Raw genomic sequence first — 12,531 nt, forward strand, 5'->3', positions numbered from 1 at the left:
TCAGGGACGATCTTCGGGCTTGGCTCCGCCCGCGGAGAACGGCGCCGAGCGGTCGCCCACCGGGATCAGGTCGCCGGCGGGCTCCGAATAGGCCACCTGGCGCAGCTTGTCGCCCTCGAAGTGCAGGGACGTCACCGAGCACAGGGTGCACTGACGGTTCTTGGGGTGGTGGAGGTAGCGGCGCTTCTCCGCGAACAGCCGCGTCGTCCAGATCGGCAGCTGGTGCGAGACGACCACGGCCTCGTGACCGCGGGCGGCGTCCCGGGCGTCCTCGACGGCCGCCATCATCCGGGACACGATCTCTTCGTAGGGCTCGCCCCACGACGGGGTGAAGGGGTTGTAGAGGTGGCGCAGCAGGCTGGGTCGCTTGGCGAAGGTCAGGACACCGGCAGCGAAGTTGACCCCTTCGAAGCGGTTGCTCGACTCGATCACCCGCGGGTCGATCACCGGGGTGAGCCCCCGTGCGGCGGCCAGGGGTGCCGCGGTCTCCTGGGCACGCTCGAGCGGCGACGAGCGGATGTGGACGATGTCGCGCCCGCCCAGCATCTCCCCGATGCGCTGGGCCATCTGGTTGCCGAGGTCGGAGAGGTGGAACCCGTCGCGGCGGCCATAGAGCACGCCCTCGGGGTTGTGCACCTCGCCGTGGCGGAGGAGGTGGACGATGGTCCGGTCGCTCATGCGGTTCCTTTCGCTGCGGCAGCGCGGGCTGCACCCGGGAGGGCGTCGAGGACGGCCGTGACCGCTCTTTCGTCGTGCGCCGCCGAGACGAACCATGCCTCGAAGGCCGAGGGCGGCAGGTGCACGCCCGCGTCGAGCATGGCGTGGAAGAACGCGGCGAACGCAGCGGTGTCCTGCGCGGCGGCGTCGGCGAAGTCGGTGACGGCACCCTCGCGGAAGAACACCGAGAACATCGTCCCGGCACTCTGGACGACGTGCGGGACCCCCGCCGCCGTGAGCGCGTCACCGGCCGCCGACTTGATCGCCTCGGCCGCGGTCGACAGGTCGGCATAGACCTGGGGCGTGGCGAGCCGGAGCGTGGCCAGCCCGGCGGTGGTGGCGATCGGATTGCCCGAGAGCGTGCCCGCTTGATAGACGGCCCCTTCGGGCGCGAGGTGGCTCATGATCTCGGCGCGGCCACCGAAGGCGGCAGCCGGGAAGCCGCCACCCATGACCTTGCCGAAGGTCATCAGGTCAGGTGTCCAGCCCTCGTCGGCGCCGTCGAGCCCCCACCCGCCCTGGCGGGTGGCGCGGAAGCCGGTCATCACCTCGTCACTGACGAAGAGCGCGCCGTGGTCGGAGCAGGTCTGCGCGAGGAAGCCGTTGAAACCGTCGGCCGGGGGACGACGCCCATGTTGCCGGGGGCGGCCTCGGTGATGAGACAGGCGATGCGATCGCCATACTCCGCGAAGGCCTGCACCACCGCCTCGCGGTCGTTGTAGGGCAGGACCAGCGTCTCGCCGGCCGCGCTCGCGGGAACACCCGGCGTGCCGGGGACCGCCAGGGTGGCCAACCCGGAGCCTGCGCTGGCCAGGAGGGCGTCGACGTGACCGTGGTAGCAGCCGGAGAACTTCACGACGAGGTCGCGGCCGGTGAACCCACGCGCGAGACGGATCGCCGACATGGTCGCCTCGGTCCCGCTGGAGACGAAGCGGATGCGCTCGGCCGGGGTGCGCGAGACGATCTCCTCGGCCAGCAGGACCTCGGGCTCGGTGGGCGTGCCGTAGGACGTGCCGCGGGCGACCGCGGCGGTCACCGCCGCCATGACCTCGGGGTGTGCGTGCCCTAGCAGCATCGGCCCCCAGGAGCAGAGCAGGTCGACGTATTCGTTGCCGTCGACGTCGGTCAACCAAGCACCCTGGGCGCTCCGGATGAACCGAGGCGTGCCGCCCACCGCCGAGAACGCGCGCACCGGGGAGTTGACCCCGCCCGGGGTCACGACCTGGCCCCGCTCGAAGAGCGCGGCGGAGGTGGTCGTGGGACGCCCGGTCACCGGTTCATTCTGGCTCAGGGGCCAAGAGACGCGGAATCGGGGCTATTCTGTGGGTGACCGACCTCACACTGGGCCTGCAGCCGTAACCCCCTGTGACAACACTCGTTGACCATCCACGCGGGCTTTGAGGGAGTCAGCGCCGGAGTCCACCAGGGAGATATGCAATGCCAGCTTTCACTCGACTGCACAAGGCAACGGCCATCGTGCCGCTCGCTCTGCTCTCCGCCGCATGGTCGGTGAGCATGGCCAGCGCAGGTGCGTCCTCCGCAGCGGACGAGGAGCAGGGGCTGCTGCCCGACGGCACCGCCGTCCCCACCCAGGCCATCGAGGCTCCCGCCAGCGTCTCGGCGCCCCCCGGCAGCACTCCTGCCGCCGCGAGCGGTGACACCGGGCGGATCATCGCGACCGCTTCGACCAGCGGGATCCCCACCGCGGCGCTCGCGGCCTACCAGCGCGCCGAGGCCGTCATCAACTCCGCTGACAAGTCGTGTGAGCTCCCCTGGCAGCTGATCGCCGCGATCGGTCGCGTCGAGTCCGACCACGGCCGCTTCGCGGGCAACACCCTCGACGACGACGGGGTCGCCCAGCCCGGCATCTACGGCATCCCCCTCAACGGCAAGAACAACACCCAGCGCATCACCGACACCGACGCCGGCCAGCACGACTCGGACGTGAAGTTCGACCGCGCGGTCGGTCCCATGCAGTTCATCCCCTCCACGTGGTCCGTGGTCGGGGTCGACGGCGACAACGACGGCAAGCGCAACCCCCAGGACATCGACGACGCGGCCCTCGCCACGGCGGTCTACCTCTGTTCCGGTGACGACGACCTGTCGTCCGACAAGGGCCAGCGCGCCAGCGTCTACCGCTACAACCACTCCAACGACTACGTCGACCTCGTGCTGTCCATCATGGAGGCCTACCTCCAGGGTGACTTCACCTCCGTCCCCAACGGCACGACGTCCGCGGGAGTCTTCGCGCCCGACCCCGCAGGCCCGCGCATCAGCACCGCCCGCACCAACGCCAAGGGCGGCAAGAGCGGCTCCGGCGGCACCGCGGTCGTCCGCGGTGGTGGCGGCTCGACGACGACCAAGACGACCCAGCCGACCACCACGGCCTCGGCCACTTCGACGCCTGCGCCTGCACCCACCCAGACGGCCACTCAGGCGCCGACCAAGGTGCCGCTCAAGCTGCCCACCAAGCTTCCGTCCACGACGCTGACGCCGCTCCCGACCACGGGTGTGAGCCCGGTGGACGAGACGCTGACGTTGACCCAGGCCCTGGCGCAGTGCACCACCCAAGGTGTGGTCGACGACCTGCTGACGGCGACGAACGAGCTCACCGACTGCGCGAACGCGCTGCTCGCGCCCTGACGGAGCGCCGAGTCGGCGCCCCACACCTGCCGAGTCGGCGCTCCACACCTGCCGAGTCGGCGCCCCACACCTGCCGAGTCGGCGCCCCACACCTGCCGAGTCGGCGCCCCACACCTGCCGAGTCGGCGCCCCACACCTGCCGAGTCGGCGCCCCACACCTGCCGAGTCGGCGCCCCACACCTGCCGAGTCGGCGCTCCACACCTGCCGAGTCGGCGCTCCACACCTGCCGAGTCGGCGCTCCACACCTGCCGAGTCGGCGCTCCACACCTGCCGAGTCGGCGCTCCACACCTGCCGAGTCGGCGCTCCACACCTGCCGAGTCGGCATGGAGCTCACTGAGCCGAGCGGAACCGACGCCGACTCGCTGCGCGGTTTGCGCCGACTGGCCGTGTCACCAGCGCCGACTCGCTGCGCGGTTTGCGCCGACTCGCCGTGTCACCAGCGCCGACTCGCTGCGCGGTTTGCGCCGACTCGCCGTGTCACCAGCGCCGACTGGCCGTGTCACCAGCGCCGACTCGCGATCAGCGGGTGAGCAGCCGGGCTGCGTCAGCTGCCCAGTAGGTGAGGATCACGTCGGCTCCGGCGCGGCGGATCGAGGTCAGCGTCTCGAGCACCGCAGCGTCGCGATCGATCCAGCCGTTGGCGGCAGCCGCCTCGACCATCGCGTATTCGCCCGAGATGTTGTAGGCCGCGACCGGCACGTCGACGGCGTCGCGGACCTGGCGGACCACGTCGAGGTAGGCCAGCGCCGGCTTGACCATGACGATGTCCGCGCCCTCGGCGACGTCCAGCAGCGCCTCGCGGACGCCTTCCCGGGCGTTGCCCGGGTCCTGCTGATAGGTCAGCCGGTCACCTTCGAGCGATGAGTCGACCGCCTCGCGGAAGGGGCCGAAGAAGGCGGAAGCATATTTCGCGGAGTAGGCCAGGATCGAGACGTCCGAGTGCTCGGCCGCGTCCAGGGCCTTGCGGACTGCCGCCACCTGGCCGTCCATCATCCCGCTGGGGCCGACCATGTCGACGCCCGCCTCGGCCTGGGCGCGCGCCATCTCGGCATACGCGACGAGAGTCTTGTCGTTGTCGACCTCGCCGTCGGGCGTCAACAGTCCGCAGTGGCCGTGGTCGGTGAACTCGTCGAGGCACAGGTCGCTCATCACCGTCAGCGCGTCACCCACTTCGGCGACCACGTCGTTGATCGCGAGGTTGAGGACGCCGCCGGGGTCGCTGGCGCCGCTGCCCACGGCGTCCTTGGTGGTAGGTATGCCGAAGAGCATCACCCCACCCAGCCCGAGGGCGGCGGCTTCGGCGACCGCCTCGCGGAGCGAGTCGCGGCTGTGCTGCACCACGCCCGGCATCGAGGAGATCGGCACCGGCTCCTCGATGCCCTCGCGCACGAAGACGGGCAGGACGAGCTGGCTGGGCCGCACGGTCGTCTCGCTCACGAGGCGCCGGAGCGCAGGGGTGCGCCGCAGCCGACGCGGTCGGATCAGGGGACCGACGACCTCGGGCGACTCACCCCCCGCCGTCACTTGGCGCGCGCCTTGCGGCGTGCGGTCGGCTTGCGCTCGCTCGGCTTGGTGACCGGCTCGCCCGCGGCGATCAGGTCGAGGCGACGGCTGGCGCCGAAGTCGGCCAGGGCGTCGACCAGGACCTCGACGTCGGGCACGGGGGCCAGCACGTCCACGCGCAGTCCGTGCTCCTCGGCGGTCTTGGCCGTCGCCGGCCCGATCACCGCGATGATCGTGGACGGGTGGGGCTTGCCGGCGATGCCGACGAGGTTGCGCACCGTCGAGGAGGACGTGAAGACGACGGCGTCGAACTTGCCTGCCTTGATGGCGTCGCGCGTCTCCGCCGGCGGCGGCGTCGCCCGCACGGTGCGGTAGGCCGTCACGTCGTCGCACTCCCAGCCGAGGTCGACCAGCCCCGCCACCAGGTTCTCGGTGGCGATGTCGGCTCGCGGCAGGAAGACCCGGTTGATCGGGTCGAGCACCTCGTCGTACGGCGGCCAGTCGGCCAGCAGGCCGGCAGCCGACTGCTCGCCCGAGGGCACCAGGTCGGCCCGCAGGCCCCACGCCGCGATGGCCTCGGCGGTCTTGTCGCCGACCGCAGCGATCTTGAGGCCGGAGAACGCGCGGGCGTCGAGACCGTACTCCTCGAACTTCTCCCGCACGGCCTTGACCGCGTTGACGGAGGTGAAGGCGATCCACTCATAGCGACCCTCCACCAGCCCGCGAACGGCCTTGTCCATCTGCAGGGGGTTGCGGGGCGGCTCGACCGAGATGGTCGGGACCTCCTCGGGAACGGCGCCGTATTCGCGCACGCGACGCGAGAGCGAGCCCGCCTGCTCCTTGGTGCGGGGCACCAGCACCCGCCAGCCGAACAGCGGCTTGGTCTCGAACCACGACAGCGTCTGGCGCAGGTCGACGACCTTGCCGATGACGGTGATGGCCGGGGGCGCGATGCGGGCAGCGCGGGCGTCGGCGGCGATGTCGGCCAGGGTCGAGGTGACCGTGGACTGCTCGGTGGTGGTGCCGACCCGGGTCATCGCGACCGGGGTGTCAGCGGAGCGGCCGGCGGCGATCAGCGCAGCCGCCGTCTCGCCGATGGTGCCGACGCCAGAGAGCAGCACGAGGGTGCGGTCGTCGGCATACTGCGTCCAGTCGACCTTGCTGCCGCAGGTGACCACGGCCACCTCGCGGTGGTCCTTGGTCGTCAGGGGGATCCCGGCATACGCCGGCACGGCCGAGACCGACGAGACGCCCGGCACGATCTCGAAGCCGACGCCGGCCTTGACGCACGCCTGCGCCTCCTCGGGGCCGGAGGCATAGAGGAACGGGTCGCCCGTCATCAGCCGGACCACGCGGTTCTTCTTGCCGTGCTTGACCACGACCCGCGCGCGGGCAGCGTGGGTCAGCGGCTGGCCGTCCTCACCGAAACCACCGTCGACGAGGATCGGACCGTCCTCGGTCAGCGGGATGAGGGCACGCACGAGGGCGGCGTGCTCGGGAGCCTCGGTCACGATGACCTCGGCATCGCGCAGCAGCTCCGCTGCGCGCATCGTCATCAGCCCCGGGTCGCCGGGGCCGCTGCCGACGAACGACACCCATCCCCTGACCGGACGGGCGTCCTTGGGCTTGTCCGACTCGGACTTGGCGCTCTGTGCTCGCGTCATCGCTGCTGCTTCCTCACTGGTGCTTCCATCCCTGTGCTGTTCATCAGGCTTGCGGCGCCTTCGGCGAGCATGTCGCTCGCGAGGCGGTTGCCGGTCTCGGCGGCGTCCGTGGGCGACCCGGTCGTGCTCATCCGGACCGAGAGACCACCGTCCGCAGACATGGCCACCGCCCGGATCCAGAGCTCGTCGCCGTCGTCACCCTCGACGACCTCGGCCAGCGCTCCCAGCGGGGCAGAGCAGCCGGCTTCGAGCGTGGCCAGCACGGCCCGCTCGGCGGTCACGGCGGCCCGGGTCCGGGGGTCGTCCAGCTGCGCGAGGTCGGCCACGAGGGCCTCGTCCTCGGCGCGGCACTCGATCGCCAGCGCACCCTGCCCCGGGGCGGGGAGCATCTGCAGCGGGTCGAGCGTCTCGGTGATCTCGTCGACCCGCCCCAGCCGGGCGAGGCCCGCGCGGGCCAGGAGGACAGCGTCATAGTCACCGCTGGCGACCTTGCGGATCCGGGTGTCGACGTTGCCGCGGATGCCGACGACGTCGAGGCCGAGCCCGAGGGCCTCGAGCTGGGCGACCCGGCGCGGCGAACCGGTGCCGATCCGGCTGCCGACCGGCAGCTCGCCGAGGGTCAGGCCGTCGCGAGCGACCACGGCGTCGCGCGGGTCCTCGCGGGTCGGGATGGCGGCCAGCGCGATGCCGGCCTCGGGCTGGGTGGGAATGTCCTTGAGGGAGTGGACGGCGACGTCGACGTCACCGCGCTTGAGGGCGTCGCGCAGCGCGCTCACGAACACACCCGTCCCGCCCAGGCTGGCGAGAGGTGCGCTGCTGATGTCGCCCTCGGTGGTGATCTCCACAAGCTCCACCTCACGCCCCAACCGGGCGCGAATCAAATCGGCGACATGCCCGGACTGGGTGGTGGCGAGGGCGGAGCGCCTGGTGCCCAGGCGCAGGACCGGGGTCATGAGCGTCCCTCCTCTGCCACTGCGGCACGTGTGACGGCGTCGACGGCCTCGGGATCGAGCGCGAACAGCTCGGCGAGGGCGGCGGCATAGGAGACGGCCCCGGCCTCGTTGGCGAGCTCCTTCACGCGCACGGTCGGCTCGTGGAGCAGCTTGTCGGCCACCCGGCGAACCGTCTGCAGCACCTCGCTGCGGGTCCCCTCGTCGAGGTCGGGCAGCCGGGTCGCGAGCCGCTCCATCTCGGCGTCCACGACCGAGGTGGCCATCGACCGGAGGGCGACCACGGTCGGGGTGACGCTGGCCTGTCGTCGAGCAGCGAGGAACGCGCTGATCTCCTGCGCCACGATGTCGCGCACGCCCTCGACCCCGCGGGCGGCGTCGCTGCCACGGAGGTCCTCGGCGAGCGAGGCGAGCCCCACGAGGGTGACGCCCGGCAGCGTGGCGACATCGGGTTCGACGTCGTGGGGCAGGGCGAGGTCGATCACTGCGAGCGGCGACTCCACCCCGACCCGTGCCTGCGCGAGAGCCTCACGCGTGATCAGGACACCGGCCGCGCCGGTGCACGAGATGACGATGTCAGCCTGCCGGATCGCCTGTGCCAGGGCCGGGAGCGGAAGCGACCGCGCGGCATATTCACTCGCAAGCCGTTCCGCGTTGCCGCTCGTCCGGTTGACCACGGCGATGTCGGCAGCGCCCCGCCTCGACACGGTCGCCACGGCCAGCGAGGCCATCGCTCCGGCCCCGACGACCACGACCCGCCGGCCGCCGACGACGTCGGGGATCCGGTCGAGGGCCGCGCCCACCAGTGACGGGGCGGCGCGGTCGATGTCGGTCTCGGCGCGCGAGCGCTTCCCGACCCGCAGCGCCTGCTGGAACAAGACGTTGAGCGCCGACCCGACAGTGCCGAGCTCCTGACCCAGGCGCAGCGCCTCGCGGGTCTGGCCGAGGATCTGCCCCTCGCCCACCACCATCGAGTCGAGCCCGGAGGCGACGCTGAACAGGTGGGAGACCGCACCGTCGTCGTAGTGGACGTAGAGGTGAGGCACGAGGGCGTCCGTCGAGTCGCCGGCCCGGTCCACGAGCAGCCGGGAGACCTCCTCGACGCTGCCGTGGAAACGGTCGACGTCGGCATAGATCTCGAGCCGGTTGCAGGTCGCGATGACCGTCGCCTCGGTGACGTGGGCGCTGCTGCTCACGTCGGTGATCAGCTTGCTGACACCGTCCGGGTCCAGGGCCAGCCGCTCGAGGAGTGCCACCGGTGCCGTCTTGTGGGAGACCCCCACGACGAGGACGCTCATGCCGAGTCCTCCTCGACGTCGGCCTCGACCAGCGCGGCCGCGGCCTTGCGCTGGACGTGGTAGGCGAGGATCTGCAGCTCGATCGACAGGTCGACCTTGCGCACGTCGACACCTTCGGGCACCGAGAGCACCGTGGGTGCGAAGTTGAGGACGCTGGTGATGCCGGCAGCGACCATCCGGTCGGCGACGTCCTGGGCAGCGTTGGCGGGAGTCGCGATGACACCGATGGCCACGTCGTTCTCGGCGACGATCGACTCGAGGTCGTCGAAGGGGCGTACGTCGATGCCCGCGACCATCTCGTCGTGCCGGCCCGGATCGGCGTCGAGTAGCGCGACCACCCGGAAGCCACGGCTGCGGAATCCGGAGTAGTTGGCCAGGGCGTGGCCGAGGTTGCCGATGCCGACGATGACGACCGGCCAGTCCTGGGTCAGGCCGATCTCGCGGGCGATCTGGTAGCGCAGGTATTCCACGTCGTAGCCGACGCCTCGGGTGCCATAGCTGCCGAGGTGGGAGAGATCCTTGCGGAGCTTGGCGGAGTTGACTCCCGCCGCGCTGGCCAGCTCCTCCGACGAGCAGGTCTCGATCTCCCGCTCGGCCAGGGTCATCAGGGCCCGGAGATAGACGGGCAGCCGTGCGACGGTCGCCTCGGGGATGTCCCGGGCACTGTCGTTGGACGTCCGTGCAGTCACCGCGTCTACTTTCCGGCCAGTCTCGAGTCCGGGTCGGATAAACCCGGCTGACGTCGAGGGCGCGCGATCACTGTAGGAGTTTGTGAACGCGAGAACAAACTCAGCCGAACTGTCGACTAGCACATGTGACGTGACCCACCCCGACCGGGGTGGGAGCGCACCGGGCTGGTCAGCCGCGCAGCGCGGAGCGTAGGCGTTGTGGGTCCACGCGCCAGAAGTCGTGCTGGCGGCCGTCGACGAATGTCACCGGCACCTCGTCGCCGAAGCGGTCGCGGAGCTCGGGGTCGGCGTCGACGTCCACCTCGGTGAAGGTCTCGCCGAGCTCGAGGCACACTTCCTCGATGAGTGCGCGCGCCTCGTCGCACAGGTGACAGCCCGCGCGGCCGTACATCGTGACCCGAGCGGTCACGGGGGTGCTCATTCGAGCAGTCCCAGCGCGCGGCGCCGCTCCATGCCTCGCAGGCGTCCCTTCTGGACCTTGCCGGTCGGTGTGTGCGGGAGCTCCTCGACGACCTCGATCCGGGTCGGTCGCTTGAAGCGCGCCAGCCGGCTCGCGGCGTGAGCATCCGCTGCCTCCGCCAGGCCAGCGGTCGGCGACGAGCCCGAAGCCACGATGTAGGCGACGACTGCTTCCCCCGTCAGCTCGTCGGCAACCCCGATCACCGCGGCACTGCGAACTCCGGGGACCTCGCGAAGGACGTCCTCCACCTCGGAGGGATAGACGTTGAAGCCGCTGACGATGATCAGCTCCTTGACCCGGTCGACCAGGAAGAGGTCGCCCGTCGCATCGAGGATGCCCACGTCGCCGGTCGACCACCAGCCCTCGGCGGACGGGCCGTCCGTGCCCTCTGGCCAGTAGCCGCTGAACAGGTTGGCGCCCCTGACCTGGATCTGTCCGGGATCCTCCCCCGGCACCGGGTCTCCCGTCTCGTCGACCAGCCTCAGGTCGATCCCTGGCAGCGCCGCACCGACCGACCCGTTCTGCAGGTGCTGGCTGCACAGGGTGCTCGTCACCACCGGGGACGCCTCGGTCAGGCCGTAGCCCTGGTGCACGGGGATGCCGGTCAGGCCGGTGAACTCCTCGATCACCTCCGAGGAGAGGGGCGCCGAGCCGGAGAGCACGAGCCGTACCGGGCCCAACCTGTCGGCGAGCTCTTCGACGCCACGCCAGTGGGCGAAGACGGGAGGAGCGATCGGCAGGACGCTGCATGCCTCGTCCTCGATCAGGTCGAGCACGCCGATCGGGTCCCAGTGCTCGACCAGCAGGAGCTTCGCGCGGTGCTTGATGACCGCGCCCAGGACGGCGTTGAGGCCATAGACGTGGAAGAGCGGAAGGACCCCGAGGACGACGTCGTCGCCGTGGATCATCGGCGGCTCGACGGCGCCGACCTGCTCGAGGTTGGCCAGCAGGGCCCGGTGGGTCAGCATCGCGGCGCGGGGGCGTCCGGACGTGCCGCTGGTGTAGAGGAGCGCGGCGAGCTTCTCCGGGTCGGGCAGCGGCGGTATGGCGCGTGCCGGCCCAGCCATGAGGTCGGCGAACGCCACCTCGTCTGGGGCAGGCGTCTCGTCGACCACCACGATCCGCGGCCGGTGCGCGCGGCTGAGCAGGTCGGGGTCGAGCTCGCTCGGCTGCCCGTCCAGGGCAGCTCGGAGCTGGGCGCAGGCCTCACGCACGGCCGGGAGCGTGGCGGGGTCGCTGACGACCACGCGGGTGCCGGAGTCGGCCATCATCCGCGCGAGCTCGTCGACGCTGGAGCGCGGGTTGACCGGGACGGCCACCACCTGCGCTCGCAGCACACCGAGATAGGTGGTCACGAACTCGAGCCTGTTGCCCACGGCGATCATGACCCGGTGACCGGCGACGATGCCGAGCCCGCTGAGCCCGCTGGCGAGCAGGGCGACCTCGTCCTCGAGCTCGGCCCAGGTGCGGCCCCGCCCCCGGACTCGACCAGGGCGAGCCTGTCGGCGGACTCGTCGGCGGCGATCCTCACCAGGTCGGCGAGATCCGTGAGCTGCATGGGCCGATACTTCCACACACACTCCCCCATCCACCGGGCTTCTGGGGACTACGCTGGCCGACGTGACGCCGCCGGACCGCCATCGCCGCCTCGACCTGCAGCAACGATCGACGATGGCCGGAGAGGCCGCCGCGGCCGCCGCGGAGGTCGAGACCGCGCTCAACATGCCCGTCGACTCGCGGACGGCTGCCTTCTTCGACGTCGACAACACGATCATGCAGGGCGCCAGCATCTTCCACCTGGCTCGAGGTCTGCACCGCCGTCACTTCTTCAGCACCCGCGAGCTGCTGGGGGCTGCGTGGAAGCAGACCTACTTCCGCATCGTCGGCGTCGAGGACCCCGAGCACGTCGCCGACGCCCGCAACTCGGCGCTCAGCTTCATCGCGGGTCACACGGTGACCGAGCTCGAGGAGATCGTCGAGGAGATCTTCGACGAGGCCATGGCCCACCGCATCTGGCCGGGCACCCGGGCCCTGGCGCAGCTGCACCTCGACCAGGGACAACGCGTCTGGCTGGTCACGGCCGCGCCGATCGAGGTCGCCTCCATCATCGCCCGGCGTCTGGGTCTCACCGGCGCGATGGGCACCGTCGCCGAGCACGAGGACGGCGTCTACACCGGACGATTGGTCGGAGAGCTGCTCCATGGGCCGGCCAAGGCCGAGGCGGTCAAGGCACTGGCCGCTCGCGAAGGGCTCGACCTGGGCGGCTGCTCGGCATACTCCGACTCCGCCAACGACCTGCCGATGCTCTCGATGGTCGGCGACCCGGTCGCGATCAATCCTGACGCGACCCTGAGGGCGCACGCCAAGGCCCAGGGCTGGCGGATCCGCGACTACCGCACAGGTCGCAAGGCCGCGCGGGCGGGACTCGCCGCAGCCGCTGCAGCCGGCGCCATCAGTGGCGCGGTCGCCGCCGGCGCCGCCGTACGACGCCGTCACTGACCCCCTCCTGGGGGTGATGGATCCTGTCCATTTGGTTCTCAACTCCACCGCATCGGCCTACTCTGGGGAACCGGTCGATTGCTGGCCGCTGGGAGGGGCTGGTCGA

At 71.2% G+C, this 12,531-nt stretch carries 11 protein-coding genes and 1 pseudogene; 2 read left to right on the forward strand and 10 right to left on the reverse strand.

Going from position 1 to position 12,531, the window contains the following annotated elements:
• Both G7071_RS02670 and hemL read right to left on the reverse strand, forming a co-directional pair.
• On the reverse strand, window positions 1-678 hold the full coding sequence (locus G7071_RS02670) for a histidine phosphatase family protein (RefSeq protein WP_166314608.1): 678 nt from the start codon (window positions 676-678) through the stop codon (window positions 1-3).
• Window positions 675-1,990: pseudogene (gene hemL, locus G7071_RS02675) on the reverse strand (glutamate-1-semialdehyde 2,1-aminomutase). Before hemL ends, G7071_RS02670 begins: the two are co-directional and overlap by 4 nt.
• A gap of 164 nt (window positions 1,991-2,154) precedes the next feature.
• Between hemL and G7071_RS02680 the strand changes: the two are divergent.
• Window positions 2,155-3,360 carry a lytic transglycosylase domain-containing protein gene (locus tag G7071_RS02680; protein WP_166314611.1) on the forward strand — a complete coding sequence of 402 codons (1,206 nt, stop codon included), beginning with the start codon at window positions 2,155-2,157 and terminating at the stop codon, window positions 3,358-3,360.
• A gap of 521 nt (window positions 3,361-3,881) precedes the next feature.
• Here the strand turns inward: G7071_RS02680 and hemB are convergent.
• The 8 genes from hemB to G7071_RS18950 all read right to left on the reverse strand — a co-directional run bounded on the left by hemB (window position 3,882) and on the right by G7071_RS18950 (window position 11,484).
• On the reverse strand, window positions 3,882-4,886 hold the full coding sequence (hemB, locus tag G7071_RS02685) for a porphobilinogen synthase (RefSeq protein ID WP_166314614.1): 1,005 nt from the start codon (window positions 4,884-4,886) through the stop codon (window positions 3,882-3,884).
• On the reverse strand, window positions 4,883-6,529 hold the full coding sequence (locus G7071_RS02690) for a bifunctional uroporphyrinogen-III C-methyltransferase/uroporphyrinogen-III synthase (RefSeq protein WP_166314617.1): 1,647 nt from the start codon (window positions 6,527-6,529) through the stop codon (window positions 4,883-4,885). Before G7071_RS02690 ends, hemB begins: the two co-directional genes overlap by 4 nt.
• Window positions 6,526-7,482 carry a hydroxymethylbilane synthase gene (gene hemC / locus G7071_RS02695; RefSeq protein ID WP_166314620.1) on the reverse strand — a complete coding sequence of 319 codons (957 nt, stop codon included), beginning with the start codon at window positions 7,480-7,482 and terminating at the stop codon, window positions 6,526-6,528. The genes G7071_RS02690 and hemC overlap by 4 nt, the downstream gene beginning before the upstream one ends.
• Window positions 7,479-8,777, reverse strand: a complete 1,299-nt coding sequence (locus G7071_RS02700) for a glutamyl-tRNA reductase (RefSeq protein WP_166314623.1) — start codon at window positions 8,775-8,777, stop codon at window positions 7,479-7,481. Before G7071_RS02700 ends, hemC begins: the two co-directional genes overlap by 4 nt.
• Window positions 8,774-9,466, reverse strand: a complete 693-nt coding sequence (locus G7071_RS02705) for a redox-sensing transcriptional repressor Rex (protein ID WP_166314625.1) — start codon at window positions 9,464-9,466, stop codon at window positions 8,774-8,776. The genes G7071_RS02700 and G7071_RS02705 overlap by 4 nt, the downstream gene beginning before the upstream one ends.
• A gap of 169 nt (window positions 9,467-9,635) precedes the next feature.
• Entirely contained in the window at window positions 9,636-9,887 is a 252-nt protein-coding gene (locus G7071_RS02710; protein WP_166314627.1) for a glutaredoxin family protein, read from the reverse strand.
• Complete coding sequence (locus tag G7071_RS02715; RefSeq protein WP_246210608.1) at window positions 9,884-11,362, reverse strand: AMP-binding protein; 1,479 nt, start codon at window positions 11,360-11,362, stop codon at window positions 9,884-9,886. The genes G7071_RS02710 and G7071_RS02715 overlap by 4 nt, the downstream gene beginning before the upstream one ends.
• Window positions 11,308-11,484 (reverse strand): hypothetical protein, encoded by a 177-nt coding sequence (locus G7071_RS18950; RefSeq protein WP_246210674.1) that lies wholly within the window; start codon window positions 11,482-11,484, stop codon window positions 11,308-11,310. The genes G7071_RS02715 and G7071_RS18950 overlap by 55 nt, the downstream gene beginning before the upstream one ends.
• Window positions 11,485-11,546: 62 nt before the next feature.
• On the opposite strand from G7071_RS18950, the gene G7071_RS02720 reads away from it, so the two are divergent.
• The gene (locus G7071_RS02720) at window positions 11,547-12,425 is read left to right on the forward strand and encodes an HAD family hydrolase (RefSeq protein WP_425489410.1); all 879 of its coding nucleotides are present in this window, start codon (window positions 11,547-11,549) and stop codon (window positions 12,423-12,425) included.
• Window positions 12,426-12,531 lie beyond the last annotated feature (106 nt).

Source organism: Nocardioides piscis, from assembly GCF_011300215.1.
In the GTDB taxonomy this organism is placed as follows: domain Bacteria; phylum Actinomycetota; class Actinomycetes; order Propionibacteriales; family Nocardioidaceae; genus Nocardioides; species Nocardioides piscis.